This is a genomic window from Flavobacterium okayamense (assembly GCF_019702945.1).
GTDB lineage: Bacteria > Bacteroidota > Bacteroidia > Flavobacteriales > Flavobacteriaceae > Flavobacterium > Flavobacterium okayamense.
In genome coordinates, this window is record NZ_AP024749.1 from 683194 (window position 1) to 709761 (window position 26568).

Genomic DNA, 26568 nt, shown 5'->3' on the forward strand with positions numbered 1-26568 from the left:
CGACTTCGCTCGAAGTGACACAAAGTATTTCAAAATTTTTGTTCGGAATGACAATTACACAGCTAAAACTCCACGACGAGCGATAACCGGCAAATCGGTTTGGGCTTTTTCGTTGATGCTATTGGTTTTGAAAAGGAATTTTTTATCGTACAATTTCCCATCAAGGAAATACGTAACCATAAATTCATTGTTCAATTGTAAAACATTGTTTTCTAGCAATTCCACTTTTACAGCTGTTTGCGGTGCAACTTCTTTAAAAGCGTGACGAAAGGTTGCTGTTTTACGATTTTCACCATTAATTAATCCGTATGCGCGTGAAACTACCATTGCCATTTCCAATGTTTGTTCGGTTTCATTCAATAAATAGGCATACCAAGAGTTTTCCTGAAAATCATCGTTCCACTCTTGTATAGCAACGATTTGAACACCTTCTACTTTAGGAATAATAATATCTTTTTTCATATATAAGTCGAAAGTCAAATGTCAAAAGTTATAAAGTAATCTTGAAACTTTAAAACTTTCAACTTTAGACTAAAAAATTATAAACTTGATTTAAATTGCTCTAAGAAACGTACATCGTTTTCATAGAACATACGAATATCACCAATTTGGTACAACAACATTGCAATACGTTCGATTCCCATACCAAAAGCAAAACCTGTATATTCATCTGGATTGATGCCGCAGTTTTTCAAAACATTAGGATCTACCATTCCACAACCCATAATTTCTAACCAACCTGTTCCTTTTGTGATTCGGTAATCGATCTCATTGTTCAATCCCCAATAAATATCCACCTCAGCACTTGGCTCCGTAAAAGGAAAATAAGACGGACGTAAACGAATTTTAGATTTACCGAACATTTCTTTAGTGAAATACAATAATGTCTGCTTTAAATCGGCAAAAGAAACGTCTTTATCAATGTATAAACCTTCTACTTGGTGGAAAATACAGTGCGAACGCGATGAAATATCTTCATTACGGAAAACTCTTCCTGGAGAAATCGTACGAATAGGCGGTTGATTATTTTCCATATAACGCACTTGTACAGATGATGTGTGTGTACGCAATAAAATATCAGGATTGGTTTGAATAAAAAACGTATCCTGCATATCTCTCGCTGGATGATATTCAGGTAAATTTAATGCGGTAAAATTGTGCCAATCGTCTTCAATTTCTGGACCTTCCGACACGTTGAAACCAACATTTGAAAAAATATCGATGATTTGATTTTTAACAATCGAAATTGGATGACGAGAACCTAAATTTAAAGGTTCACCCGGACGCGTTACATCGCCGTAAATTCCTTTAGCAACTTCTTTGCTTTCTAATTGCTCTTGCAAAGCAGAAACTTTTTCTTCAGCTGAAGTTTTTAACTGATTAATTACTTGTCCAAATTCTTTTTTCATTTCATTTGGAACATTCTTAAAGTCAGCAAAAAGATCTCTTAAAACTCCTTTGCTTCCCAAGTATTTAATACGGAATTCTTCTACTTTCTCTTTGTTGTCGGCATGAAAAGCTTTTACTTCCTCAATATGACTTTTAATCTTATCTATCATGACATTCGTTCTGAAAGGTGCAAATTTAATCTTTTTTAGTGACAAGTAAAAAGTAATTAGTGATTAGCATAAAGTGTTTAAACGAAAAGCTAATTACTTATCACTCTTCACTAATTACTTTTTACTTGATTAACTCTTTTTCAAGGAAATAATTTACAATGGCTTCTTTCATTAAAATGGTTTGTTCACCAGCTTTTAAAGGTGGTAATTCCTCTTTAACTTTGTAATGTGGCCAACCGTCGTTATCGAAAAAATCAAATTCGTAATAACCATAAGGTTCCAATAATCGGCAAATGGCAATGTGCATTAAATTGACTTTTTCGTCTTTTTTAAATGCTTGTTTGAATTTTCCTAGTTCTTGAATTCCGATTAAATAGATAATGCCATCTAAATCGAGTTCATCACCATCGGCAAATTTTTCTGAAAGTATTTTGACCACGCTTTCCCAGCGCTCTTTTAATTGTTCGTCTCTAGACATTTTATAAAATTATGAATTATGAATTATGAGTTTTGAGTTCATTATTCAAAAAATGAACTGCAAAGATACGTTTGAAATTTCAAGTTGAAAAAAACTTTTACCTTTGGACTTTTACCTTTTAACTTAATTTATGAGTTTTATCGATATCATTTTTGCTGTTTTATTGTGTATTGCCTTGTATAAAGGAATTAAAAATGGACTTTTTGTTGAACTGGCTTCTTTAGTTGCTTTAGTAGTTGGAATTTTTGTAGCGATTAAATTCTCCTATTTAATAAAAGAAATATTAGAAACCAAAGTAAGTTGGGAGCCTAAATACATTGAAATAACCGCTTTTGCTTTAACTTTTTTGATTGTGGTAGTTGTCATTCATCTTTCGGCTAAGTTATTGACTAAAATAGCTGATTTTGCGTATTTAGGCTGGTTAAACAAATTAGCTGGTGCGGTTTTTAGCTGTTTAAAAACAATTCTAATGTTGAGCATTGTGATTCTTTTTTTTGAAAAGATAAACCTCAACAATATGTTGGTAAAGAAAGAAACGCTAGACGAATCTATTTTTTATAATCCAACAAAAGAAATCTCGTCTTTTTTATATCCAAAGATTGAGGAATGGTATACGGATATAAGTGAAAAGGCAAAAGGTGAAAGTGAAAAGGATGAAGTTGAAAACACTGAAAAACTATAATTGAAAATTATCATAATGAGAACAAATAAATACTCATCTTGTCAAATAATTGTATCTGTAATCAGTATTGCTATTTTAATTTGTTCTTTTACTCAGCCCGCTTTTTATATTGATAGACAAGGGAGTCAAGATGCTTGGTCTAACAGTTTATTTTTATTTTTTTTAGGTTGGCTATTTCTACTAGGAGGAGGCTTGATACCCTTTTTAATTTGGCTTGCAAACCCTATATATTTTTTGTCATTAGCTTTATCACTTAAAGGCAAAAAAATCGGAATTTACTTAAGTTTAGTTTCGGTAATACTCGCAATAATTTTTTCTCTATTGGAATCTATAATAACAAGCGAATCTGGTGCTCATTCTAAAATAGTTTCGCTTGAATTAGGATACAAACTTTGGCTAACAAGTTTTTTGGTCTTGTCGTTTGGGACAATTATCTGTAAATATTTTAATGACGATTCTAATTCTCAAAATCTTTAATCACCGCCACAACCACCACATCCGCCGCCGCATGAACTACCGCATGAACTACAACTAGATCCGCAGGTAGAATGTTGGATGTTGTTATTTACATGCATATAGTTTTTAGCCATTTCTAAAAAAGTCACAGATAATAATGAAGTCCCTAAAAGAAAATAATTCCAATTCCATGAAGAATATTCAGATTTATTCTTTGAAATAATTTGTTTTTTATAATAATTCGGAATTAGACTTGATGTCATTTTATTTTTTAAAACTGTTAAAAAAATATATGAAATTACTACTATAATTATAGTTATCACTAAAAGTAAAATGATTTGCTTTCCTCTAGTTAAACCAATTATAATTCTTGATAATGCAAGTGAAATAAAAAAACCTAAAACACACAAATTAATTATAAATAACTTCATAAAACTAGTAGACTTTTCGACTACATCCTTTATGCTTAGCACACTTCTTGAGACACAATTTAAAATAGGCTTACTTAATAAATTATCTAACAATAACTTATAATTTATACTTCTATATTCTTTAACTGTATTTAAAACTATTTTTGCAATTATATCATTAGTCTCTAAATTATCATCTACAAATTCAATAGTTTCATTTTTTCCTGTTTTTAAGTTTTTACTCACAATCATATAATTTACATAACCATGTATTACAAATTTTAATTGATTGTAATCCATAAAAACAAGTTCGTTTGATGAAAGGTTTTGAATAATAAAATTGTCCTTTATTCTGTTTAAAATATCATCTAGTTTTTTATTATTAAATATATTTAATAGAATAATCGATATTACAAACAAACTAATAAGTACAATTAAGAAATATGGGTTGTTTATTGAGATAAATATTTTTTTAAAAAAAAGAACATTAAATACCGTTAAAATAAATATACCTAAAACACCATAAATTAAACTTAATTGAAAATTATATTTCGAAGCTTTTAAATCAAAAATCTGATCAATTGAATTATATTCCCAAAATTCTTTAGGTTGCTCTCCAAAATTTTGCTCGTAAAGCTCTTTTGTTTTTTTTCTAGCAGATGAAAATATTTCGTTTTCTTCTTTTTTATGAGTAGATGGTATATGATTTATCTGTTTTCCTAGAATTTTACAAAAGTCAGTGTATGATTCTGTAAAAATTAAATGCTGATGCCATACAATATCAACAATTTCGGAAGGAGAAACCATAACGCCTGAAGTTGCAGCCAAAAACATAAATTTCTTATATTCTTCGATTGCCTTTTTGGTGTAAGCTTCAGTCCAATAATTTTCATAAGCTAAACGAGTTGAAAAACTATATTCAGACAAAGGAAAGTCAAAATCAAATTTTTCAATTTCATGCCACAAAGTTGTGTTCATTTAGATAATTTTATTATCAAAAGTAGAAAAAATTACTCCTTCAATTCTTTAATCGCATCTTTTTTAATCCAACCTTCGGTTTTATCGGTTAGCTGAATGCGTTTCCAGTTATCGAGTTCTTCTTTTACAAACACTTTTGTTCCTTCGTGTAGTTCAAAAGCATTTTCAGCACTGTTTTTAGGTTCTGCTTTTACAAATGTGCTTTCAGCGAAAACAATAGCTGGACGAATATTGGTATCAAATCGTTTTTGTAAATATGCTGAAAATATACTTACAAGTAAAACAGTCAACAAAACAAACATTCCCACAAAAAATGTACGCTTGATATTGGTATATGATGAGAAATAATAGCCAATAAAAAACAACAAAAAAGTAATCGCGCAACCAACGCTTGTCCACGCCCAAGCATCATACGAAAGCATAGAAGTGAAATTGTAAACTAATTTCGAAAAGCCAACTTCTGGAACTACTTTAATATCGTCAATTGCCATTTTTTGAGCAAAATGTAAATTGGTTTGAATGGCTTCATCATCAGGATTTAACAACAACGCTTTTTCTAAGTTAAAGATAGCTGGAGCAACTTTTCCTAATTTGTAATAAGCGTTTCCAAGATTATAATACAATTCTGCAGAGGCTACTTTTTGATTTTCTAAAATCGATTCGTATTGAGAAGCTGCTAATTCAAATTTTTCTTGACGATAATTTTCATTTGCTTTTTCAAAAAGAATTTGTGAAGCATCTTGTGCCCAAATAATTTGGGTTATTATTAATACTATGTAAGTAACTATTTTGTTCATAATAATTTGTTTTCTTTGATGTTCGTTTTTGTCTTGACACAAAAACGAACCAAAAAAGTCAAGAAGGTTTTAAGGAAATTTTTTCGAATTAAAATTCTCAAAACCTAAGTCAAATCTGCTCTTCATGCTCTTTTCGATTTCATCGAAACGCAATTTCGATTGATTTGCTTCTATTTCTGAAAAACCTTCGTTTTTCATTATTCTTACAACTGTTTTTCTAAATCAGATATTAAAGTAACGGCTCTATCGTAATCTTTTTGCATCGCAACATCAGAAGATGGTGTATATCGAGCAAATTCGCAATCATTCATTAGTGCAATAAATTCTGAAACAATTTCACTGTTGGCATTTTTAGCTAACAATAATTCTTGAATGTTTTCTTTACTCATTTCAGAAGTTTCCAAATGCAATTTTGCCTTCAAAAAGTTGTGCATTGCTTTTTCCATTGCCATATAAAAAGGCACTTTATTACCCAATTGTTTTTTAGCTTCGGAAAGGAATTTTTTAGCCAATTTCGTATTTCTACGAATTTTGTTTCCAACCACATCGGCATCAATTGCTTCTTTTTTCTTCTTCGCTAAAATGATTATTGGAATTAACAAAAATGGAGCAAAAAGCAACATGTAAAATTTACTACTTCCAAAGAAATCTTCTTTAGCTAACGCCTGAAATTCCGAATTTAATTTGATGAATTGAAATGTATTGTACTTTTCAACTTTTTGCTTGTTAGCCGAATTATTTTCATTTGAAGCTACATTTTCTTTTCCTTGTAAAACATTAATTTCAATGGCTTCTGAAGTAATTGTTTTATATGATTTTGTAGCTATATCAAAATAGGAAAACTCGATAGGTTTTATTGTATATTTACCTTTTACTTGAGGAATAAGTGTATATGTATCTGAAATTTTTCCTGTCATTCCAGAAAGTGGTGTTTGTACTTGCTCTTGATGTTGCGGATCGAAAACTTCGAAAGCACTTGCAAATTCAGGTTTAGGTAAGTTGAATAATTTTAAGTTTCCATCACCAGAAACACTAATTTCTAAATCGAGTGACTCTCCGCTTTTTAATTCTGTTTTTGATGGTTTTACTTTGAAATCGAAATTTCCGACAGCACCTTTAAAACTTGATGGTTTTCCTTCTTCTGGTAATGGTTTTACTGTAATTGATTTAGCACCAGCAGACACTGTTTTTGAAACGTTTTCATAATCGCGAACCGTAAAAAATCCGCCCATATTTTTTTGAACTGGAACCAATACGTCCAAATCAATTTTCAATGGTTCTAGTTCTTTAACTCCAGTTTCTTGTGGATACAATAATACTTTTCGCCAAACCACCATTGCATAATCTTGTCCGTTATAGGTTCCTGGAACAGCTTCTAACTTAGCAATATCTATATGCTGACTCCAAAAGCCATTGTATTTAGGGTTTTCAACTTCACGAACATTTTGTACCGTAAATCGTGGATCGAAGTATAATTTGTAAACAACTGTAATAGGTTCGTTTAAATATGGGTTTCCTTTGGAAACCTCAGCAACTAAATGAATTCCTTCTCCGGCTTTATAATCTGGACTATTTGGATCTTTAGGCATTTCAACAGCGTTAGTAACCGTAATTTTAATAGGTTGGGTTTTATACGTTTCACCATCGTATTCTATTGTAGCCGATTTTATCGTTAACGTCCCTTTTTGTCTAGGCTGTAAAACATAAGAATAACTTCTGTTAAACGATTTTACACCGTTAACCCAAGAAAAATTGGTCGACTGAAAAGGTCCGCCAACAACTTTAAATCCTTCAAAATTTGGTGGTGAAAAATTATCTCCATCTTGATTTATAGCAAAAGAAACTTGAAGTTTTTCATTTAAACCTAAAGCAGACTTGCTAACTTTTGCTTCAAATTTTACTTCTTGAGCAAAGGTTAATGTTGTGATTAAAAATACTATGTAGAAATATATTTTATTCATTTTATTTAGACTCATCACTTCGTTTTGAGATTCCGAAATTAACGATTCAGCTTAGCTAAACGAGTTCGGAATAACAAAAAATGTGTTACCAATCTTTATCGTTTGTTGCGGGTTGTGCTTTTACTTTTTGGGCATTTATTTTATCTTGAATTTTCTTTTCGGCATTGTTTACTGCTTCCAATAAATTCTCTATTTGTTGTTTATTGGCTCCACTAGGTTTTGGTTGAGGCTTTTGTTGGTCTTCTTTGTCATCGCCTTTCCCTTTATCTTCTTTATCCTTTCCGTCTTCTTTTTTATCCTTTTCGTTATCCCCTTTGTCGTTTTCTTTTTTATCTTGATCTTTCCCTTTATCTTGCTTGTCTTTATTGTCTCCTTTATCCTTGTCTTGATTCTGTTTTTGGTTTTGTTGGTCGTTTTTATCGTTTCCACCTTTTTTGTCTTTGTCATTATTCCCTTGAGGCGGATTTTCTTTTAATTTTTGTTTCGCTAAAGCATAATTGTAACGCGTTTCTTCATCATAAGGATTATTGCGCAATGCATTTTTATAAGCCGTTACCGCATCTTGATAATTTTCTTCCAACATAAATGCATTACCTAAATTATGATACGCACGATGTTTTTCTTCTTTAGTTTTTGCAACTTCAACTGCGTTGTAAAATTTATACTTGGCTTCACCAGGATTGTTTTGGCGATAAATACTGTTTCCTAGATTATATTCTGCAGTTGCTTTTTGTTCTTTATTTTTAGATTGCGAAATTCGGAAATCAGATTCTGATTGAATGTAATTTTTTTCATCAAAAGAAACTACTCCATCATATAACTTTTGATCTTTGTTTTGTGCAAAAACCAATGATGAAATTAAAATTGCTATTCCTACTATAATCTTCTCCATACTATCTCTCGTTGAATAAATTCAATTTTTGTAACCAACTTGTTTTACGTTCTAAAAAGAATATATCTAATAACAATAACACAAAAGCTATTCCAATAAACCATTGATATTGCGTTTGATATTCTGCTATTTGTTGGGTTTCAAATTCTGTTTTTTCAATATTATCTAAGGCATTTTTAATTTGGTTTACCACGTCTTTTGTCGAATTTCCAGAAACATATCCGCCACTAGCGTTTTCAGCAATAGTTTCTAAAGTTTCTTGGTTCAACTTAGTGATAACTACTTCGCCTTCTTTATCTTTTTTATATTCAGTAACTTGACCGTTGTATCCTTTAATTGGAATTGGTCCACCATTAGGAGTTCCAACACCAATTGTAATGATTTTTATACCTAATTCTTCGGCAATTAAGCTGGCGTCTTCTGCTCCATCTCCATGATCTTCCCCATCTGAAATTAAAACAATTAGTTTGCTTGTTTCATCAGAATCGAAAAACTGAGTCGCCATACGAATCGCATCGTTTAACGCTGTTCCTTGCGATGAAACCATATCAGTATTCATGTTTTGCAAGTACATTTTTGCAATGCTGTAATCGGTCGTCATTGGTAAAACTGGATAAGCACTTCCAGCATAACCTACAATTCCAATTCGGTCGTTTCCTAAATTATTAATGATTTGGCTAACCAATTGTTTTGCTTTTTCTAAACGGTTTGGCGCAACATCTTCGGCCAACATACTTTTTGAAATATCTACTGCAAAAACAATATCTATACCTTGTCGCTTTACAGTTTCCATTTTGGTTCCGATTTTTGGATTAACCAAAGCAATAATTAAAGCAACTAAAGCTAAAGCAACGGTAACAAACTTTAAAATTGGTTTAAACGTAGAAGTATCAGGTGCTAATTTGCGCAATAAATCGTCATTAGCGAATTCGCGTTGCTTTCTTCGTTTCCAAATTAATTGAAACAAAAACAAAGCTACGAGTATGCCTACCAGCGCTAAAAGATATAAATATTTTGGTTCTTCTAATTGATACATTTCTTATAAAAATCCTCTAAAAACAGTATTTTTTAATAGTAATTCTAATGCTAATAATAACAATGCTAAACCAACAAATGGTTTAAATTTTTCGTCGTAATTAAAATACTTTTGTTCTTGAATTTCTGTTGTTTCAAGCTTATTAATTTCGTTATAAATTTCTTCCAATTTTTTATTTGTTGTTGCTCTAAAATATTTCCCTTCAGTCGTTTTTGCAATCTCTTTCATTAAAGCTTCATCAATTTCCACAGGCATATTTCGGAACAAAAACTGACCTGTTCTTGGGTCTTTTGCATAAGGAAAAGGCGCATTACCATTTGTTCCAATTCCAATCGTGTATACTTTAATTCCATACTCTTTTGCAATATCAGCCGCCATACGAGGATCGATAGTTCCTGCATTATTTACACCATCGGTTAATAAAATAACAATTCTACTCTTTGCTTTGCTATCTTTTAATCGGTTAATGGCTGTAGCTAAACCAACACCAATTCCAGTTCCATCGGCTAAAATTGAATCGTCGTACTCGATAGTCTTTAAAGATTGTAAAACCATTTCTTTATCAGAAGTAACTGGAGTTCTCGTATAACTTTCTCCTGCGTAAACAACCAATCCAATTCTATCGTTAATTCGGTCTTGAATGAAAGTGGAAGCAACTCGTTTTAGCGCTTCTAATCGATTTGGTTTTAAATCTCTAGCTAACATACTTCCGGAAACATCAATTGTCATTACAATATCGATTCCTTTGGTAACTCGAGATTTAGCTGAAACATCTACGCTTCTTGGACGAGCCAACGCAACAATTATTGAACTTAATGCTAACAATCGTAAAACAAATAAAAAGGGATATAGTTTTGATAAAAAAGTTCCATTTTTAAAGGTTTCGGTTGAACTAATTTTTAAAGTTGCATTTAGCTTGTTTCTTTTGAACCAATACCAAACTATTGCTAATGGCAAAGCCAAAAACAACCAGAAAAATTCAGGATGTAAAAAAGTTACATTATTCATTTGGTATTGCTTTTTTCAGTTCAATAGAATCTAAAACTCGTTTCATTATTTCGATTGCATATTCATCATCTTCCTTACAAACCAACCATAATTCTTGTCCACCGCCACTTTGCGCAAAAACCAATACTTGGTAAACCATTTTAGCCGTTTCTTTAGTAATTGGATTTATAGCTACAAATGTTCCTTCCGCTTTTTTACCCGTTAAACCTTTTGGGTCTTCAAAATCATCGGTTTTAACAATTAAATTGTTAGCGCCCATTAATTCCAATTGCTTTAAATTATTTTCTAAAGCAAAGTCTAAATCAACTTTAGTCGTATCTTTAAAAGCAACCGTTTTTAAAACAATTGAAAAATTATCGGTTAAACTTCCGTACATGAAGTTTGCCGTTGATTTTACGTTGGCTGGCAAATTGTTTTGAACTTTTTCGTCGATATATCTTTTTAAAACTTTAGGTGTAGAAACCGTTATTGCAGGATCTCCGTAATCGGATGTAATCCATTCTTCGTTTAATAATGATTTGGCATTGTGACCTAAAAAGTTTTCTCTGGCAAATTCAGTTCCTTTGGTAACTAAAAAGAATACACCTACAATACCTAATAACATAACTACAGTTGTAATAGGAATCCAGATTCTTTGTAATTTTTGTTTACGGTCTTTTTTGCGTTTTAATTCTTCTGCAAACAAATCTTGCGTTTCGTCTTCTGTTCTAGGAATAGCCTTATCTAAAGACATTAAGAACGTATCGATTGTTTTTTTATCGTTTTCAATTTCGAAATCAAGCGGTTTAGATTTCGCGAACTTAACTAAATCAGCATTAGACATTACTTTTTTGAATTGTTCTAATGTTTCTCTGCTCAGTTTGATTTTTTTATTTCGAATGGCAACCACTAAAGCATCGTATAATTCTGTAGAAGTACTTTCCATGGCAGGAACATCTACCGCCTCTTCGATATAAGTTCGTGTTATATCTGTTAGTTCAGAATAATATGCTTTGGTTTCACCATGTTGCCACAATTCTTTTTCCTCTAATTGCTGTAATTGTGCTAAAGCTTTTTCTATTGGTGATGCATATAAAACCGCTTCTTTTTCATTTTGTTTCGTTTGTCTTTTCTTTATAAAATAATACAAACCATAACCTAATGCGCAAGCAGCTAAGACAAATAACAACAACCATAACCACCAATAACTCGTAGGCTCTTCAACTTTAACAATTGGTTTAATATCAAACATTTGTTGTTTTATAGTATCGACTACAACATTGTTTACAACAATTGGGAATGAATCGGTTTTTATAGCTTTTTCGTTAATGATAACATTTAATGGTGGAACCACATATCGACCGGAATCGAATTGTGTTAATCCGTATTTTTTTATCAATTCGAATTTCCCTTCAAGCTTTATTGTATCTACAGGATTTGATTCTAAAACTTCTAAAGCACCAAACATTTGTCCTTCAGGAAAAACCACTCTATCGGTTGGTTTAACATTCGCTTTTATGGTTAAATTAAATTGAGAACCAATTTTAATCTCTGTTGAATCAATTGAAGATGTTATCGATTGAGAGAATGAAAATGAAGTTGCTAAGAATAATAAAATTATGAGACATCTCAACTTCGCTCGATATGACAAAATCGTGTTATTTAGAATACTACTATTGAAATCTTTATTTAGTTTCATTGTCTTTCTTCTTCTTTTTTCTATTCTCTAAAGTCTAATTTCTTGCTTTAAAATATCCTAAAAGTTTTGTTACATAACTTTCATCAACCCTTGAACTTACTGCTCCGGCGCCACACTTTGAAAAAATACTTGTAAAATAATTTACATTTGTGCGGTAATTTATCTCGTAGTTTTGGCGTAACTTTTTAGATGAAGTATCAACCAACATTGTTTTACCCGATTCGGCATCTAACATGTTTACTAAACCTAAATTGGGTAGGCTTTCCTCACGTTTGTCAAAAACTCTAATTCCTGTTACATCGTGTTTTTTTGATGCAATTTTCAAAGTATGTTCGTAATCTTTCGACATAAAATCGGAAATCATAAACACAATTGCTTTTTTCTTCATGACACTTGACAAGAATTTTAAAGCTTGAGCAATATCTGTTTTTTTACTTTTTGGTTGAAATTCTATCAATTCACGAATGATCCTCAACACATGAGATTTTCCTTTTTTAGGCGGAATAAATAATTCAATTTCATCTGAAAATAGAATTAAACCTACTTTATCATTATTTTGAGTAGAAGAAAAAGCTAAAGTTGCTGCAATTTCAGTAACCACTTCACTTTTTAATTGATTTTGCGTTCCAAAACTCTCCGAACCACTACAATCGACCATTAACATCATGGTTAATTCTCTTTCTTCTTCAAAAACTTTTATATAAGGTTCATTGTAACGAGCAGTTACATTCCAATCAATAGCTCTAACATCGTCTCCGTATTGATATTGGCGTACTTCAGAAAAAGTCATCCCGCGTCCTTTAAAAGACGTATGGTATTCTCCCGAAAAGATATGATCGCTCAATCTTCGGGTTTTTATTTCAATCTTACGTACTTTTTTAAGAATTTCTTTAGTATCCATTTTTTAGTGTTCAGTGTTCAGTTTAAAGTGTTCAGTTGGCCAAAACTTCCAACTAATTACTGTTTACTGCCAACTAGTTTATGGCACTTCTACTTGATTCACAATTTTGTTAATAATTTCAACTGAAGTGATATTTTCAGCTTCGGCTTCGTAAGTAATCCCAATTCTGTGACGTAATACATCGTGGACTACTGCACGAACATCTTCTGGAATTACATAACCTCTACGCTTGATGAATGCATAACATTTAGCAGCTGTTGCTAAATTAATACTTCCACGTGGAGAAGCTCCGAAACTAATTAATGGTTTTAGACTTTCTAAATTGTATTTTTCTGGATAACGAGTTGCGAAAATAATGTCTAAAATGTATTTTTCGATTTTTTCGTCCATGTAAACCTCTCGAACCGCTTGTTGTGCTCTTAAAATTTGTTCTAAAGAAACCACTTGGTTTACTTTTTCGAAACTTCCTGCCAAATTTTGACGAATTACTAAACGTTCGTCTTCCATTTTAGGGTAATCGATAACCACTTTCAACATAAAACGGTCAACTTGCGCTTCAGGTAACGGATAAGTTCCTTCTTGCTCAACAGGGTTTTGAGTTGCCATTACTAAAAACGGTTTATCTAACTTAAACGTTTCATCACCAATGGTTACTTGTTTTTCTTGCATGGCTTCTAACAATGCAGATTGTACTTTTGCTGGAGCACGGTTAATTTCATCGGCTAAAACGAAATTGGCAAAAATAGGTCCTTTCTTTATCGAGAAATCGTTGGCTTTAATGTTGTAAATCATCGTTCCTACAACATCGGCAGGTAATAAATCGGGTGTAAACTGAATTCGGCTAAACGTACCGTGAACCGCTTGTGATAATGTATTAATTGCTAAAGTTTTTGCCAAACCAGGAACACCTTCTAACAAAATATGTCCTTGGCCTAACAAACCAATTAATAATCTTTCTATCATTTGTTTCTGCCCAACAATAACTTTATTCATTTCCATTGTTAGCAAATCAACAAATGCACTTTCTCTTTCTATTTTTTCATTTATTGCACGAATGTCTAAAGTAGCAGTATTCTCTTCCATTTCTTAAATTTTTAGCGTGTCAAAAATTCAAAATATTTTTAACATTTCAAAATTGAAAATTTATTTAGGACTACGATGTTAACATAGCGTTAAAAAAAGCACTAAGAGAAGCCATCTTGTTATTATTTATGATTTTCTTTTTATACTTTTAAGAAAATATTTAAAAAAAGCGCAAAAAAATGAAGTTTACACCAATAATCGCTGGCGTTATGAATTGGGGGGTTTGGGATAAAAACCTAGACATAAAATCAATGGAAAAACTGATTCATACTTTTATGAATCAAAATATTACCAGTTTTGATCATGCTGATATTTATGGTGGTTATACAACTGAAGAAAGTTTCGGGAAAGCCTTTAAAAGTTCTGGAATTCAAAGAGAAGCTGTTCAATTAATTTCAAAATGTGGAATTAAATATTTATCTGAAAAACGAAGTTATCAAATAAAACATTACGATTACTCCAAAGAATATATCTTATGGAGTGTTGATGAATCGTTAAAAAATTTACAAACCGACTATTTAGATTTACTTTTATTACATAGACCTAGTCCACTTCTAAAACCTGAAGAAGTTGCGGAAGCCGTTTCAATTTTAAAAGAGAGAGGGAAAATAAAGCACTTTGGATTATCTAATTTTTTACCTCATCAAACCGACTTAGTAAAGCAATATGTTGATGTAGAAGTAAATCAAATTCAATTTTCTGCAACCCATCATTTTCCTTTAACTGATGGACAGTTAGATTATATGCTTTTAAATCAAATAAAACCGATGGCTTGGAATCCTTTAGGAAGTGTTTTTAAAGAAAATAATGAACAAACTTTATGTCTTAAAAATTTACTTGCCGATTTAATTATTAAATATGAAGTATCTGCTGACATTATTCTTTTAAGATGGATTTTACAACATCCTTCTCAAGTAATTCCGGTTATTGGTACTGCCAATCATGATAGAATTGAGAATCTAAAGAAGTTAGATTCATTTCAATTAGAGACTGAAGATTGGTTTAAAATTTGGACTACGAGTTTGGGACACAAAGTTCCCTAATTTTCAGAAGATTGGAATATGATAAACAAGCGCTTACTTATCAAAAATTTATTAGCTCACAATGATGAGAATTCCTTTTATGATAAAAAGCGTCAATTGAATCTTCACACAAAAGAAGGTAAAGCAAAGTTTTTAAAACATATTTGTGCTTTATCAAACTCTAATCCAGTAAATAATTCCTATATTTTAGTTGGCGTAGAAGATGAAACTAATGAAATTGTAGGTGATGATTTTTTTGATGATAGTCGTATTCAAAATTTAGTAAATGCTTATTTAGAAAATCCTCCAAAAATTCAATACGAAAACATTCCTTTTCCAAATTTAGACAAATCTAAAGTTGTGGGTTTAATAACCATTAAACCTAAAAGTAAAACATCTTATTTTAAAAAAGGAATTTACACTATTCCTGCAAAAACACACTTTGTTAGGGTTGGTAGTAACTCTATGCCAACAGAAGATAAAATTCCGTTTTCAAAATTAAATACAGAAACTGTTATCAGTATCGAAAATAATTCAAGAAACAGCATTGAACACACTTTAGATGGTGTATTAGATTTTATAAATAATAGACATAACGATCTACATCATAAATACAAGGTTTTTAAGGAGCTTTTTGTTGTATGTTGGGCAGGAAACAAACGAAAGGTTCGCGATAAAATTTTTTATTCTAGAGTAGATATTGAATTAATAAATGAGCAAGTAAAATTATTTTATTCGGCTCAAGACGATGTTGTAATTGAATATGATGAAACGTCTTTTACAACTATTGAATATGTTCCGCTTGGTATAAATGATAAAACCAGTTATTATCCTTTGGAAAAAGTAACCATTACATTTTTTGACAATGGTTATTATAAAATTGAAAACGAAATGCTTTTTGAACCGCCTCAATACAATAGAAAATTACTGCATCATATTTACAATGCTAATCTGAGTTTGTTAAAAAAACTTGAAAATGGTTTAAGTCTCACTCCAAGAGAAGCTTCTGACTTACTAATTTTACCTTCGACTTTGATGATTTGCTATTTAAATGGATTTGATGAAGCGAAGCAAAAACTAATTGAGGCAAAAAGAGTTTTAAAGGAATTAGAAAATCAAGAAGCTTACATTGCCTTTAAAGAGGCTATGAGAGTGTTGCGAAAAATGAAATATAACTAAAAAAAATTATTAAACTTTTGTGAAATTAACATATAGGCATAACTAACAAATAATATTATACCTGAAGCATAAATTACTTTAAACTGAATCGCTACGTTTTTAAAAAGCAACTTTGATTCATTATCAAAATCAAGATAAAAACTTGCTGCATTCATAATAATTCCTAACCAAATTAATGTAAGAACTATTAGTGCCGAAATTACAATTACAAATCGTTTCATGTCTTCTCATTATTAAAGTTAACCTCATTCCTAATAATGTAAAGTTACGGCAAGATAGTAATTGAGTGGATACAGGTTTTCTGTATATTTTGTTAAAGTTTAGATACAGAAATACTAGATGAAACCGTGCTTTTTAGCTTCTCTTACTATATCTTCATCACTTCCGCCTACGATAGAAAAGCATTCTTTTATTTGTGCTTTTCGTTTATCAACAGCACTTTGACCAAGATTTAAATACTGTGGAATATTTTTAGTTAAAACACCTTGAGATAGTAATCTAATTATTTCTCTGTTTTGCTCATCTAAAAGTACATTATTTGATCCTGTTGAAAGAATCTCATTTATACCTTCAGAAACCGTTTTACTTTCATAAATTTTACCTTGGATAATATGCTCAAATGCAGACAAAAGTTCTTCTGCAGAGAAATCACTTTTAACCAAAAGTCCGTTAGGTTTTATTTTTTTCTTTAAATCATAAAGCATAAACGCTTCAGCATGAGAAGTAAGTATTATTATTTTAGTTTCAGGAAGTTTCTGTTTTATGATTGCCGCTAAATCTTCACCCGAAAGTATTTTCTCTTCTTCATATGGTGGTAGGCTTAAATCAAGAAAGACAACATCAAAAGTAGAAATCGTAGATTTTTGAAGAACTTGATAAGCTTCTTTACAGGAAAAAGCAGTTGTGTAATTAAATGTTAACCCCATTTCATTAAAAGATAATATACTTTTATAACCCTCAATTATCATGGGGTGATCGTCAATCATAAAAATATTTAACTTGTTTTCTTCCATAACTAATATATCTTATTTAAAACTAACGAAATTTGTGTGCCTTTATTGGGTCCTGATTTTAATTTAAATTCTGCATTTATATCATCGGCTCTTTCCTGCATGTTTTTAATACCAATTCCTTTTTTCTTTTTAGAAGTATCAAAACCCTTTCCATCATCACTTATATTGACCAGTAAAGAATTTTCATTCTTAATGAATTCTATAGAAATATTTTTGGCTTCGGCATATTTGTTTGTATTAAAAAGAGCTTCTTGTAAAATTCTATATAAGTTCATTTTAATTTTAGTCTCAATAGTTTCCCATGGAATGTTTTCATCAATATTATATACTAAATTTGATTCCGTTAGTGGTTTCTGTTTTTCAAGGAAATCAACTAAAATATTTTTAAAGTTATTATTTGTATATGATTCGGCTGTTAATTCGTGAGCTATACTTCTTACTTCTTTTTCTATATTTTGAATTTCGTTAATATGTGGTAAACATTTTTGGATTGTTTCTTCGTCAGTTCTTTTATTTAAAACAAATAAATTTAGTCTTGTACTGGCTAATTTATTCATAACTCCATCATGTAATTCTCTTGCAATTCTCTTCTTCTCTGAATTTCTAGCTTCGTCTATTTTTACTTGTTGCTCAATCATCATTTGATAGATCTTCTCGTTTGCTTGTTGTTGTTGATGTGCAAAAACTAATTGCTTTTGTCTGCTTCTTAAATAAAGAACTATGTATAGTAATGATCCTATGGAAAACAACACAAGAAAAACTAGTACAATTGTAGAAAGCTTATTAGTAATCGCTTCTTTTTCAATTATAATTTGATCGGTTTCAAATTCAATTCGCGCTAATTTATTTCGAGTATTTCTCTCTTGTTCTTGTAAACTGTCGCTAAGTTTTATGTATTCTTGGGCGTATTGTAAGCCTTTTTTGGGCTCTATTTTGGTAAAAAAATCTAAAGTAGTTAAGACTTCTTTGTTGTAGTTAGATTCTTTGGCGAGTTGATAAGCCTCTTGGTTTAATTTTTTGGCATTAAGGGTATCTTTTTTTTCTAAATAATATTCTGTAAGGTGGATACGGCTGTTGATTTTTCCTGCAACATCGTTAATACTATCTCTAATTTTTAATGCTTCATTAAAGTCATTTATAGCATCTTTTTTTAATTTAAAATTTGTATAGGCATATAAACTAAGAACAGATGCATATAGTCCTGGATGTAACTCTTTTGTTTCTTTAACCTCTAAAGCCTTGTTGTATATATTCAAAGCTCTGTTATAGGATTTTGCATTTAAATATACATGACCAATATTATTATAAGCTTGAACTTCTAAAAGACCTGTATTTATGTTTTTATCTGATTTTTTTAATTCTTCAAGTGATTTAAAATAATACTCAATTGATTTTTCATAATTTTTTTGACCTTCTAGAACTCTACCTAAATTATCATAACATTGATGAATTATTTCATTGTCATTTATTTCTTGAGCAATTTTTAAAGCGTTAATTGTTTCAATTTCACTTCCTAAAAAATCTTTTTCAAATAATAAGACTCTTGCAATATGTAAGGTCGTTATTGCTAAATTGTATTTATCAGTCTTTTTTTCATATTTATCTTTAGCTCTTAGATAATAATAATATGCACTATCATTTTTAAAATTATAAAAATAATAATCTCCTATATAATATTCTGCTTTAGCAATTTGAAGAGTGTCTTTTAAGGCTTTAGATAAACTTAAAGCCTCTTTTGATACTTTAAAATAATTATCATATTCTAACAAAGTAAAATACCTGTTAGCTACTTTAAAAATATTTTTTAATTGTAAAGAATCTCTTTCATTTTTATTGTTAACAATTGAATAAGCTGAATCAACATGCTTAATTCTATCGTCTCTATTTAATTCAAGATTGTATGCTTCAATAAAATGATTTTCTAATTTACTTGAATTGGGTAAATTATTTTCATCTCTTTTACATGAAAAGAAAATTAATACTAGGGTAAAAGCTAATAAATATTTCAAATCAGATCCTTTTCACAAAGCTAAACAAAATTACCATTAATCTCTTTTTATACTGATAATTGGTAATTGCTCTCCTGAATGAATAGATGAATTTACTGTTTTAAACTCTTTTTCAAAATAAATTTCATTTTTTGGTTGTTTCATAACTTCTTTAGAAATCATTGATAATAGAGTAATTAATATTACTAATCCAAATAAAACTGTTGAATTTTTCATGTTTTTGTATTTTTATATTCTATTAATCTTTTTTTGGTGGTACTAAAACTGGTTCTGTGTTGTCTGACGAACCTGTTGTATCCTCTTCTCCATCTTTAGCTGCCCAATTAGATTCGTTGTCATCTATTGGTAAAATGTCATCATAAATAAGGTTTAATTGTTCATTCATTCTGTGAACCTTTAATTCTTCTGTGTCTGGCATGTCATAAGCATCTGTTGAACACGACACAGATACCAATACTAAGCTAACTAAGCTTAGAGCAAAAATTACTTTTTTCATAATATTTAATATTGGGTTATTTTGTATTTTTGATTTCCTTAAAACTCAAATAAATTATAATTATTTGATAATCAAATAATTCGACTAGAAACAAAGTTAAGAAAGAAAGAGTTTTAGTTGGATACAGATTTTCTGTAAAAATTGTTAAAGTTTCTCTATGCGTAAATTAGTTGTTGGTGATGTTCATGGAGGTTTAAAAGCCTTAAAACAAACTCTTGAAAGGGCAAAAGTGACTCCAAATGATCTTATTATTTTCTTAGGTGATTATGTTGATGGTTGGAGTGAGTCGTCTAAGGTGATTGATTTTTTAATCCATTTTCAGTCGACACATAATTGTATTTGTTTATTAGGAAATCACGACGAATTACTATTAGAATGGTTGGAAACTGGTGAAGAAAATTTGGTTTGGCTTCAACATGGAGGACAAGTTACTGTAAATGAATATCAACTATTAAGTCCTGATAAAATTCAGCAGCATATCAAGTTTATTAAGTCTTTGCCAACTTTTCATTTGGATGATAAAAACAGATTGTTTCTTCATGCCGGTTTTACGAGTTATAAAGGAATTGAATTCGAATATTATAAAAAGCTTTTTTATTGGGACCGAACACTTTGGGAAACAGCTTTGGCTTTAGATTCAAATCTTTCTAAAGACGATTTATTTTATCCTAAAAGATTCAATTTGTATAACGAAATTTACATTGGCCACACACCAGTTACCCAAATTAATGAAACAATTCCGGTTAACAAAGCTTGTATTTGGAATATAGATACTGGTGCTGCATTTAAAGGAAAACTAACAATTATGGATGTAGACACCAAAGAATTTTGGCAAAGTGATGTTTTACCTGAATTATATCCAAACGAAAAAGGTCGGAATTAAGCCTATTCCTTATCTTTGTTCAAAATTTACAATAATGAAAAAAATAGTTTTTATACTTACTTTTTTTTCTGCTTTTGCTCAAGGGCAAGTTTTTAGTGGAAAAGGAGATCAAAAATTTCAAATTGGCGCTAATTTTCAAGATCACGGAAATGGTATTATTGGCACTTATGATCATGGTTTAGGAAAAAACTTTTCAATTGGAGGAGTAGCATGCTATTTGTTAGGAGTTGAAGAAGTTTTAGGAGATAAACCAAATTTTGAAGATCGTTTTGATTTAAAAGCCCGTTTTAGTGCTCATATTGCAGATATATTTGATATTGAAGAAAAGTTTGATTTTTACCCTGGTTTAGATATTGGTTTAAAAAACTTTGGTGCACATTTAGGTGCTCGTTATTTCTTTACCGATGGAATAGGAATTTATTCGGAAGTACAATTCCCAATTGCGCAATATGATACCGATGTTGTGGGATTTGAAAATTATAATAATCAATTTAACTTCTCAATTGGAGCAAGTTTTAATTTATAGAAAATGAGTATAGTTACAGAAAAAAGATTAAAAGATAGAAGCGGTTCGGTTTGTGAAATTAGTGGAAGCGATGAAAACTTAGTGGTTTATTTAGTAGAACCAAAAACAGAAGATATTCCTGAAAATTGCATTTTAATTACAAAGTCGTTAAAAGAGCAAATCGAAAACAAAGAATTGATGAATCCTAATGATTGGAGAGGTTTATCAGATAGTATGTGGAATGAAAATTTACCCGTACAAATCGTTTCTTGGCGAATGTTAGCTCGTTTAAAAAATTATGATTTATTAGACATGATGTATCTTGATGAAGAGGCATTAGAATGGGCAAAAGCAACTGGGGAAGACGAAGATGAGGAAGGTAAAATTGTACATAAGGATTCTAATGGAAACATTTTACAAGATGGCGACTCGGTAGTTTTAATTAAAGATTTAGACGTAAAAGGTGCCAACTTTACCGCAAAACGAGGCGCCCCTGTTCATAACATCAAATTAGTTTGGGACAATGCCGAACAAATTGAAGGTCGTGTGGAAGGCCAACATATCGTTATTTTAACGCAATACGTAAAGAAAACGAAGTAAAAAAGATGAGGAAGTTTATATTACTATTAATCCTAATGGGTGTAAATTTTGGTTTTGCCACAGAGTTTTTTAGTGTTTCATTAAACGAAAATGAAAAGCTTGAAGGATCAATGTCTAATAATTTTAGCAATAATGAAAGTTCTCATTTTATAATTATTAGAAACACACAATCAAGTAAATATATTGTTAGATCATTTTTAATTAATAATGAGAAAAAAGTAATTCAGTTGGAGGATGCTATTTTTAATGAAATGCCTAATATTCTCTCTCAACATAAAAATGAAAACACGTTAACCTTTACTAATTATAGTAAAAGAAACAAAACACTTTTCATAATAGATTTAGATACAAAAACAGGCAAAAAGAGCTTTGATAAAATTGAAAATATTGAAAATCCAGATTTAATTTTTACTGAATCTAATTTTTCTATAGCAATAAATTTAGATCCTTCCGGAAAAAGTATAACGGTTCAAAAAATAGAATCTAGCGCGCTAAAAACAAATAAAACTATTTATGTTCCTGAAGAGTTGATTAAAGAGTTTAAAACTATTGTTAAAAATACTCCTGATGCAATTAATCAAAATGAATTTGTAAAAAATGGCTCTATAAACCCATTTAAAGCTTATTGTATAAACGAAAATATTTTTTTTACCGACAATTCAAATAGAGAATTTAGTAATGTTTTTCAATTAAATTCTAACTCACAAAATCCTATTACTAAATACAAATTCAAAACTAATTTTGACAAAGAATTAAAGGATATAAATAGTTATGTAGTAGATAACACATTTGTGGTTTTAGGAAGTGGAAAGGAAGATTTTAGTGTTAATGCTTTTAACTTAGATAATCAACAATTTATAAATAAGATTTCCTTTTTAAATGACTTAAAAGAAAACTTCAATTCAAATGAATTAGATATTTTTCTTAAAGAAGCCAAAAAATCGATTTTAAAATCGACAATTACTATTAATAAAACTTTAAACAACAACTTAAAAGTAAGAATAGATAAAGTTAATAAAAATACTTATCAATACAATTATAACTGGTGGTTTCATACATGGTTTATGCAACAACAACAAATAATGATGCAACATATGATGATACATAATCAAATTAGAGCTGGAGGTTTTGGTCCATCAGATAAATTTGATGCTTACTTCGATTTTATATTAAGTCTTAAAGATGATAAATACCAATCTTTGGAGTTTGTAGTAAATCCAACTGATTTCAAAATTATTACATCCTCTAATGAGGAAACTATATTTAAAAACGTAGATAAAGAAGCCTTATTAAGCCCTTACGAAGAAAACAACAACTTTAAAGAGTTTTCTTGTGCATTCACCGATACAGAATATCACCTTATCTACTTCAACAAGAAATCTAAAAAGGTTCATATCGAAGTAAAAAACATAAATTAAACAAAAAATCCCGCCAAAAGCGGGATTTTTTCTATTCTCTATATTCTATTTTCTTTAATCTAAAGAAAATTATAAATCAAACTTAATTCCTTGTGCTAAAGGTAATTGGTCAGAATAGTTAACCGTGTTCGTTTGTCTTCTCATGTAAACTTTCCAAGCATCTGAACCTGACTCACGTCCACCACCAGTTTCTTTTTCACCACCAAATGCACCACCAATTTCAGCACCAGAAGTTCCAATGTTTACATTGGCAATACCACAATCTGAACCGGCAAATGATAAGAATTTTTCAGCTTCTTTCATACTGTTAGTCATGATTGAAGACGATAATCCTTGCGCAACTCCATTTTGAATTTCAATTGCATTTTCAACTTCTCCGCTATATTTCATTAAGTATAAAATTGGTGCGAAAGTTTCATGTTGTACAATTTCAAAATGATTTTCAGCTTCGATAATCGCAGGTTTTACATAACAACCACTTTCGTATCCTTCGCCTTCTAAAACGCCACCTTCAACTAATACTTTTCCACCTTCAGCTTTTGCTTTTTCAATAGCCGATAAATACGTGTTTACTGCATCTTTATCGATAAGTGGACCAACATGGTTTTTCTCATCTAAAGGATTTCCTAATTTAATTTGTTTGTATGCACCAACAATTGCATCGCGAACTGTATCATAAACTGATTCATGAATAATCAAACGACGCGTTGAAGTACAACGTTGTCCGCAAGTACCTACTGCTCCGAAAACTGCTCCAGGAACAACTACTTTTAAATCTGCTGTTGGTGTAATGATAATTGCGTTGTTTCCACCTAATTCTAATAATGATTTTCCGAAACGTTCTGCAACCTTAGCACCTACAATTCTACCCATTCTTGTAGAACCTGTAGCTGATACTAAAGGAATACGAGTATCCGTAGTAATCATTTCTCCTACTCTATAATCTCCGTTAACAATACAAGAAATACCTTCTGGTAAACCGTTTGCTTTTAAGATATCAGCAATTATATTTTGACAAGCTATTGAACATAAAGGTGCTTTTTCTGAAGCTTTCCACACACAAACATCACCACAAATCCATGCTAAAGCTGTATTCCAAGACCAAACAGCAACTGGGAAGTTAAATGCAGAAATGATTCCAACAACACCAATTGGGTGCCATTGCTCACGCATTACGTGACCTGGGCGCTCAGATGGAATTACTTGTCCGTTTAACTGACGAGATAAACCAACTGCAAAATCACAGATGTCAATCATTTCTTGAACCTCTCCGTAACCTTCTTGTAAAGATTTCCCCATTTCATAAGAAACTAATTTCCCTAGAGGTTCTTTTAATTCTCTTAACTTATTTCCAAACTGACGAACAATTTCTCCACGTTGTGGCGCTGGCATAGCTCTGAAAGTTTTAAAAGCTTCAGTTGCTTTTTGCATTACTCTCTCGTAATCTTCCGCAGTTGTCGCTTTAACTTTTCCAATTAATTGTCCATCTACAGGAGAATAACTTTCGATAATTTCTCCGTTAGAAAACCACTCACTTCCTGTTGAAGTCCCTTCATTTATTTCTTTTACGCCTAAAACTTGTAATGCTTCTTTCATTCCAAATTGCTCGGCAACTGTTGATTGTGCTATTGTTGACATTTTTAACTTTTTTACGTGTTTTGGTTAAATTTTTGCAAATTTAAGAATTTAATTTGACTCTTATTTTAAAGATTATGTAATTAATTATTTTGTAAATCTTTTGTCTGATTCCATAATTGTTCCACATTTATCGCAGGTTCTTAATTTTTCTGAACCATAAAAATCTTTAAAGTGTGGCAAAAAGTCTTTTTCTATATCATGCAACTCGAAAAAAACTTCATGCAATTTATGATTACAATTATCGCAATACCATAGCAAGCCATCAGTAAACCCTTTTCCTGCTCTTTTTCGTTCAATTACTAAACCTACAGAGCCCTCTGTTCGAGCTGGCGAATGAGGAACTTTTGCAGGGTGTAAATACATATCTCCTGCCTTTAATTTCATTGCTTTTTTCTTTCCCTTTTCTTGAATAAAAACTGTAATTTCTCCCTCTAACTGATAAAACAGTTCTTCAGTCTCGTTGTAATGGTAATCTTTTCGGGCATTAGGTCCGCCAACTATCATTACAATGTAGTCCTCAGAATCTACATATAAGTTTTTATTTCCAACGGGTGGCTGAAGAAGATGTTTGTTTTCTTCAATCCACTTATTCAGATTAAAAGGTTTTGCAATTGCCATAAATTATACTTTTTGTAAAGTTACTAAAAAGAAAAAAGGTTAGTTGTAATTTTTGTTACGAACTAACCTTTCTATTAATTTAAATTATTTTGCCTGCTTAATCAAATACACATAAACTGCAAAGTGATCACTATAACCAGGGATACCATTTGAATTACGTTTAGGATAACCTTTCCATTGTCCTTCATTTTGGATTAAATAAGGTTTAATAAAACGTCCTACTTTCCAATATGTCCACGTAGAAAAATCATTTTTCTCATACTTCTCTTTTCTTACCAAGGGTTCAGAAAGAATTATTTGGTCAAATAAATTCCAAGCATCGCGATAGCCAAGGGTTCCTTCTCCATTTTTGTAAAGTTTTTCCATCGGATTATACATTCCAAATGGTTCAATATCTTCTTTATGTGAAACAGTCCCCACTTCTTTTTTAACACTTTTATTAACTGGATCGTCATTCAAGTCGCCCATAGTGATAATATTAGCATTAGGATTTAACTTGTATAAAGAATCAATAATTTTTCTATTTAGTTTTCCTGCAGCTTCACGATAAGGACTACTTCTTTTTTCTCCGCCTGAACGTGATGGCCAGTGATTAACAATAAAGCTAATTTCTTCACCATCAAGTAAACCAGTAACTAATAATTGGTCACGCGTATAAACTCTATTTGAACCTTCTTCAGCTATTGATTTGTCGTCAGTATCAATATCGTCCTCTTTTTTAGACTTTTTATTGTCCAACATATCTTTACTAATCATTAAAGGAATATTAGTATAGCTTGTTGGAGTAAAATATTTAGATTGGTATAAAAACCCAGTATCGATACCTCTTTTATCTGGAGAATCAAAATGGATGATACTATATCCTAAGTTTGCTAATTTTGGATGATTTACTAAATCTTCAAGCACTCTTCTATTCTCAATTTCACAAGTACCAATTACAACTGGCGGATTCTTTTGCATATCACTAGTACCCAATTCAGAAATCACTCTAGCTAAATTGTCTAATTTTTTGTTATAGTTTTTTGAAGTCCAACCTCTTGAAGGAGTATATTCCTCATCATAATTTACAGGATCTTTTATAGTATCAAATAAATTTTCAAAATTGTAAAAAGCGACTGTGTGTAGCTTAAATTGTTTTTGTTGAGCTATTGAATTAATCGCAATAAAAGTGGCCAAAAACAGGCATAATTGTTTAAATTTCATAATTAGAATGTTATGTTATTGTCAATTTTAAAACAAATTGGGTGCCAAAGTTATTAAATTATGTC

General features: G+C 30.7%; 29 protein-coding genes. 8 read left to right on the plus strand and 21 right to left on the minus strand.

The window, feature by feature from the left end:
* Positions 1–54: 54 nt before the first annotated feature.
* The 3 genes from KK2020170_RS03065 to KK2020170_RS03075 all read right to left on the minus strand — a co-directional run bounded on the left by KK2020170_RS03065 (position 55) and on the right by KK2020170_RS03075 (position 2037).
* The gene (locus KK2020170_RS03065) at positions 55–462 is read right to left on the minus strand and encodes a hypothetical protein (RefSeq protein WP_221259338.1); all 408 of its coding nucleotides are present in this window, start codon (positions 460–462) and stop codon (positions 55–57) included.
* A gap of 77 nt (positions 463–539) precedes the next feature.
* The gene (gene pheS / locus KK2020170_RS03070) at positions 540–1559 is read right to left on the minus strand and encodes a phenylalanine--tRNA ligase subunit alpha (RefSeq protein WP_221259339.1); all 1020 of its coding nucleotides are present in this window, start codon (positions 1557–1559) and stop codon (positions 540–542) included.
* A 121-nt stretch (positions 1560–1680) separates the two neighbouring features.
* Positions 1681–2037 (minus strand): hypothetical protein, encoded by a 357-nt coding sequence (locus KK2020170_RS03075; RefSeq protein WP_221259340.1) that lies wholly within the window; start codon positions 2035–2037, stop codon positions 1681–1683.
* 130 nt (positions 2038–2167) lie between these two features.
* Between KK2020170_RS03075 and KK2020170_RS03080 the strand changes: the two genes are divergently transcribed.
* A complete protein-coding gene (locus KK2020170_RS03080; RefSeq protein WP_221259341.1) occupies positions 2168–2719 on the plus strand; it encodes a CvpA family protein in 552 nt (183 codons plus the stop codon).
* 15 nt (positions 2720–2734) lie between these two features.
* On the plus strand, positions 2735–3196 hold the full coding sequence (locus KK2020170_RS03085) for a hypothetical protein (RefSeq protein WP_221259342.1): 462 nt from the start codon (positions 2735–2737) through the stop codon (positions 3194–3196).
* Here the strand turns inward: KK2020170_RS03085 and KK2020170_RS03090 are convergent.
* The 10 genes from KK2020170_RS03090 to KK2020170_RS03130 all read right to left on the minus strand — a co-directional run bounded on the left by KK2020170_RS03090 (position 3193) and on the right by KK2020170_RS03130 (position 13919).
* Positions 3193–4563 (minus strand): glycine-rich domain-containing protein, encoded by a 1371-nt coding sequence (locus tag KK2020170_RS03090; RefSeq protein ID WP_221259343.1) that lies wholly within the window; start codon positions 4561–4563, stop codon positions 3193–3195. The genes KK2020170_RS03085 and KK2020170_RS03090 overlap by 4 nt on opposite strands.
* 32 nt (positions 4564–4595) lie before the next feature.
* On the minus strand, positions 4596–5360 hold the full coding sequence (locus tag KK2020170_RS03095; protein ID WP_221259344.1) for a tetratricopeptide repeat protein: 765 nt from the start codon (positions 5358–5360) through the stop codon (positions 4596–4598).
* 69 nt (positions 5361–5429) lie between these two features.
* Positions 5430–5558, minus strand: a complete 129-nt coding sequence (locus tag KK2020170_RS13180) for a hypothetical protein (RefSeq protein ID WP_255567338.1) — start codon at positions 5556–5558, stop codon at positions 5430–5432.
* Positions 5559–5563: 5 nt separating this feature from the next.
* Positions 5564–7321, minus strand: coding sequence for a BatD family protein (locus tag KK2020170_RS03100; protein ID WP_221259345.1), 1758 nt, complete (start codon positions 7319–7321; stop codon positions 5564–5566).
* Positions 7322–7406: 85 nt separating this feature from the next.
* On the minus strand, positions 7407–8213 hold the full coding sequence (locus KK2020170_RS03105; RefSeq protein ID WP_221259346.1) for a tetratricopeptide repeat protein: 807 nt from the start codon (positions 8211–8213) through the stop codon (positions 7407–7409).
* A 1-nt stretch (position 8214) separates the two neighbouring features.
* A complete protein-coding gene (locus tag KK2020170_RS03110) occupies positions 8215–9249 on the minus strand; it encodes a vWA domain-containing protein (protein WP_221259347.1) in 1035 nt (344 codons plus the stop codon).
* Positions 9250–9252: 3 nt separating this feature from the next.
* Entirely contained in the window at positions 9253–10257 is a 1005-nt protein-coding gene (locus KK2020170_RS03115; RefSeq protein WP_221259348.1) for a vWA domain-containing protein, read from the minus strand.
* Positions 10250–11935, minus strand: a complete 1686-nt coding sequence (locus KK2020170_RS03120) for a BatD family protein (RefSeq protein WP_221259349.1) — start codon at positions 11933–11935, stop codon at positions 10250–10252. Before KK2020170_RS03120 ends, KK2020170_RS03115 begins: the two co-directional genes overlap by 8 nt.
* Before the next feature lie 34 nt (positions 11936–11969).
* Positions 11970–12836 carry a DUF58 domain-containing protein gene (locus KK2020170_RS03125; protein ID WP_221259350.1) on the minus strand — a complete coding sequence of 289 codons (867 nt, stop codon included), beginning with the start codon at positions 12834–12836 and terminating at the stop codon, positions 11970–11972.
* A gap of 78 nt (positions 12837–12914) precedes the next feature.
* On the minus strand, positions 12915–13919 hold the full coding sequence (locus tag KK2020170_RS03130) for an AAA family ATPase (protein ID WP_221259351.1): 1005 nt from the start codon (positions 13917–13919) through the stop codon (positions 12915–12917).
* 179 nt (positions 13920–14098) lie between these two features.
* On the opposite strand from KK2020170_RS03130, the gene KK2020170_RS03135 reads away from it, so the two are divergent.
* Both KK2020170_RS03135 and KK2020170_RS03140 read left to right on the plus strand, forming a co-directional pair.
* Entirely contained in the window at positions 14099–14962 is an 864-nt protein-coding gene (locus KK2020170_RS03135) for an aldo/keto reductase (RefSeq protein WP_221259352.1), read from the plus strand.
* An 18-nt stretch (positions 14963–14980) separates the two neighbouring features.
* The gene (locus KK2020170_RS03140) at positions 14981–16120 is read left to right on the plus strand and encodes an ATP-binding protein (protein ID WP_221259353.1); all 1140 of its coding nucleotides are present in this window, start codon (positions 14981–14983) and stop codon (positions 16118–16120) included.
* Here the strand turns inward: KK2020170_RS03140 and KK2020170_RS03145 are convergent.
* The 5 genes from KK2020170_RS03145 to KK2020170_RS03165 all read right to left on the minus strand — a co-directional run bounded on the left by KK2020170_RS03145 (position 16117) and on the right by KK2020170_RS03165 (position 19638).
* Entirely contained in the window at positions 16117–16341 is a 225-nt protein-coding gene (locus KK2020170_RS03145; RefSeq protein WP_221259354.1) for a hypothetical protein, read from the minus strand. The genes KK2020170_RS03140 and KK2020170_RS03145 overlap by 4 nt on opposite strands.
* Positions 16342–16455: 114 nt before the next feature.
* Complete coding sequence (locus tag KK2020170_RS03150) at positions 16456–17133, minus strand: response regulator (RefSeq protein ID WP_221259355.1); 678 nt, start codon at positions 17131–17133, stop codon at positions 16456–16458.
* Between the two features lie 2 nt (positions 17134–17135).
* Positions 17136–19142: a tetratricopeptide repeat-containing sensor histidine kinase gene (locus KK2020170_RS03155; protein ID WP_221259356.1), complete on the minus strand. Its 2007-nt coding sequence runs from the start codon at positions 19140–19142 to the stop codon at positions 17136–17138.
* A gap of 36 nt (positions 19143–19178) precedes the next feature.
* Positions 19179–19358, minus strand: coding sequence for a hypothetical protein (locus KK2020170_RS03160; RefSeq protein WP_221259357.1), 180 nt, complete (start codon positions 19356–19358; stop codon positions 19179–19181).
* 22 nt (positions 19359–19380) lie between these two features.
* The gene (locus KK2020170_RS03165) at positions 19381–19638 is read right to left on the minus strand and encodes a hypothetical protein (protein WP_221259358.1); all 258 of its coding nucleotides are present in this window, start codon (positions 19636–19638) and stop codon (positions 19381–19383) included.
* Positions 19639–19795: 157 nt separating this feature from the next.
* On the opposite strand from KK2020170_RS03165, the gene KK2020170_RS03170 reads away from it, so the two are divergent.
* From KK2020170_RS03170 to KK2020170_RS03185, 4 genes are read left to right on the plus strand one after another with little or no spacing between them, the layout of a single operon-like run.
* Entirely contained in the window at positions 19796–20521 is a 726-nt protein-coding gene (locus KK2020170_RS03170) for a metallophosphoesterase family protein (protein ID WP_221259359.1), read from the plus strand.
* A gap of 34 nt (positions 20522–20555) precedes the next feature.
* Positions 20556–21047 (plus strand): DUF6646 family protein, encoded by a 492-nt coding sequence (locus tag KK2020170_RS03175; protein WP_221259360.1) that lies wholly within the window; start codon positions 20556–20558, stop codon positions 21045–21047.
* Positions 21048–21050: 3 nt separating this feature from the next.
* Positions 21051–21626, plus strand: coding sequence for a PhnA domain-containing protein (locus KK2020170_RS03180; RefSeq protein ID WP_221259361.1), 576 nt, complete (start codon positions 21051–21053; stop codon positions 21624–21626).
* A gap of 5 nt (positions 21627–21631) precedes the next feature.
* Positions 21632–23044 carry a hypothetical protein gene (locus tag KK2020170_RS03185; RefSeq protein ID WP_221259362.1) on the plus strand — a complete coding sequence of 471 codons (1413 nt, stop codon included), beginning with the start codon at positions 21632–21634 and terminating at the stop codon, positions 23042–23044.
* Between the two features lie 69 nt (positions 23045–23113).
* On the opposite strand, the gene amaB is transcribed toward KK2020170_RS03185, so the two are convergent.
* From amaB to KK2020170_RS03200, 3 genes are all read right to left on the minus strand, one after another.
* Positions 23114–24682: an L-piperidine-6-carboxylate dehydrogenase gene (gene amaB, locus KK2020170_RS03190; protein WP_221259363.1), complete on the minus strand. Its 1569-nt coding sequence runs from the start codon at positions 24680–24682 to the stop codon at positions 23114–23116.
* Between the two features lie 84 nt (positions 24683–24766).
* Entirely contained in the window at positions 24767–25300 is a 534-nt protein-coding gene (locus KK2020170_RS03195) for a 3-hydroxyanthranilate 3,4-dioxygenase (RefSeq protein ID WP_221259364.1), read from the minus strand.
* An 84-nt stretch (positions 25301–25384) separates the two neighbouring features.
* Positions 25385–26503 (minus strand): endonuclease/exonuclease/phosphatase family protein, encoded by a 1119-nt coding sequence (locus KK2020170_RS03200; protein WP_221259365.1) that lies wholly within the window; start codon positions 26501–26503, stop codon positions 25385–25387.
* Positions 26504–26568: the final 65 nt, after the last annotated feature.

Excerpts from the sequence above, each read along its gene's own strand:
- KK2020170_RS03125 (WP_221259350.1), bottom strand. The coding sequence starts at position 12,836 with ATGGATACTAAAGAAATTCTTAAAAAAGTACGTAAGATTGAAATAAAA.
- KK2020170_RS03085 (WP_221259342.1), top strand. The coding sequence starts at position 2,735 with ATGAGAACAAATAAATACTCATCTTGTCAAATAATTGTATCTGTAATC.
- KK2020170_RS03090 (WP_221259343.1), bottom strand. The coding sequence starts at position 4,563 with ATGAACACAACTTTGTGGCATGAAATTGAAAAATTTGATTTTGACTTT.
- KK2020170_RS03150 (WP_221259355.1), bottom strand. The coding sequence starts at position 17,133 with ATGGAAGAAAACAAGTTAAATATTTTTATGATTGACGATCACCCCATG.
- KK2020170_RS03185 (WP_221259362.1), top strand. The coding sequence starts at position 21,632 with ATGAGGAAGTTTATATTACTATTAATCCTAATGGGTGTAAATTTTGGT.
- KK2020170_RS03145 (WP_221259354.1), bottom strand. The coding sequence starts at position 16,341 with ATGAAACGATTTGTAATTGTAATTTCGGCACTAATAGTTCTTACATTA.
- KK2020170_RS03170 (WP_221259359.1), top strand. The coding sequence starts at position 19,796 with ATGCGTAAATTAGTTGTTGGTGATGTTCATGGAGGTTTAAAAGCCTTA.
- KK2020170_RS03100 (WP_221259345.1), bottom strand. The coding sequence starts at position 7,321 with ATGAATAAAATATATTTCTACATAGTATTTTTAATCACAACATTAACC.
- KK2020170_RS03165 (WP_221259358.1), bottom strand. The coding sequence starts at position 19,638 with ATGAAAAAAGTAATTTTTGCTCTAAGCTTAGTTAGCTTAGTATTGGTA.
- KK2020170_RS03195 (WP_221259364.1), bottom strand. The coding sequence starts at position 25,300 with ATGGCAATTGCAAAACCTTTTAATCTGAATAAGTGGATTGAAGAAAAC.
- KK2020170_RS03200 (WP_221259365.1), bottom strand. The coding sequence starts at position 26,503 with ATGAAATTTAAACAATTATGCCTGTTTTTGGCCACTTTTATTGCGATT.
- KK2020170_RS03120 (WP_221259349.1), bottom strand. The coding sequence starts at position 11,935 with ATGAAACTAAATAAAGATTTCAATAGTAGTATTCTAAATAACACGATT.
- KK2020170_RS03175 (WP_221259360.1), top strand. The coding sequence starts at position 20,556 with ATGAAAAAAATAGTTTTTATACTTACTTTTTTTTCTGCTTTTGCTCAA.
- KK2020170_RS03135 (WP_221259352.1), top strand. The coding sequence starts at position 14,099 with ATGAAGTTTACACCAATAATCGCTGGCGTTATGAATTGGGGGGTTTGG.
- KK2020170_RS03075 (WP_221259340.1), bottom strand. The coding sequence starts at position 2,037 with ATGTCTAGAGACGAACAATTAAAAGAGCGCTGGGAAAGCGTGGTCAAA.
- pheS (WP_221259339.1), bottom strand. The coding sequence starts at position 1,559 with ATGATAGATAAGATTAAAAGTCATATTGAGGAAGTAAAAGCTTTTCAT.
- KK2020170_RS13180 (WP_255567338.1), bottom strand. The coding sequence starts at position 5,558 with ATGAAAAACGAAGGTTTTTCAGAAATAGAAGCAAATCAATCGAAATTG.
- KK2020170_RS03140 (WP_221259353.1), top strand. The coding sequence starts at position 14,981 with ATGATAAACAAGCGCTTACTTATCAAAAATTTATTAGCTCACAATGAT.
- KK2020170_RS03110 (WP_221259347.1), bottom strand. The coding sequence starts at position 9,249 with ATGTATCAATTAGAAGAACCAAAATATTTATATCTTTTAGCGCTGGTA.
- KK2020170_RS03115 (WP_221259348.1), bottom strand. The coding sequence starts at position 10,257 with ATGAATAATGTAACTTTTTTACATCCTGAATTTTTCTGGTTGTTTTTG.
- KK2020170_RS03130 (WP_221259351.1), bottom strand. The coding sequence starts at position 13,919 with ATGGAAGAGAATACTGCTACTTTAGACATTCGTGCAATAAATGAAAAA.
- amaB (WP_221259363.1), bottom strand. The coding sequence starts at position 24,682 with ATGTCAACAATAGCACAATCAACAGTTGCCGAGCAATTTGGAATGAAA.
- KK2020170_RS03065 (WP_221259338.1), bottom strand. The coding sequence starts at position 462 with ATGAAAAAAGATATTATTATTCCTAAAGTAGAAGGTGTTCAAATCGTT.
- KK2020170_RS03105 (WP_221259346.1), bottom strand. The coding sequence starts at position 8,213 with ATGGAGAAGATTATAGTAGGAATAGCAATTTTAATTTCATCATTGGTT.
- KK2020170_RS03080 (WP_221259341.1), top strand. The coding sequence starts at position 2,168 with ATGAGTTTTATCGATATCATTTTTGCTGTTTTATTGTGTATTGCCTTG.
- KK2020170_RS03180 (WP_221259361.1), top strand. The coding sequence starts at position 21,051 with ATGAGTATAGTTACAGAAAAAAGATTAAAAGATAGAAGCGGTTCGGTT.
- KK2020170_RS03095 (WP_221259344.1), bottom strand. The coding sequence starts at position 5,360 with ATGAACAAAATAGTTACTTACATAGTATTAATAATAACCCAAATTATT.
- KK2020170_RS03160 (WP_221259357.1), bottom strand. The coding sequence starts at position 19,358 with ATGAAAAATTCAACAGTTTTATTTGGATTAGTAATATTAATTACTCTA.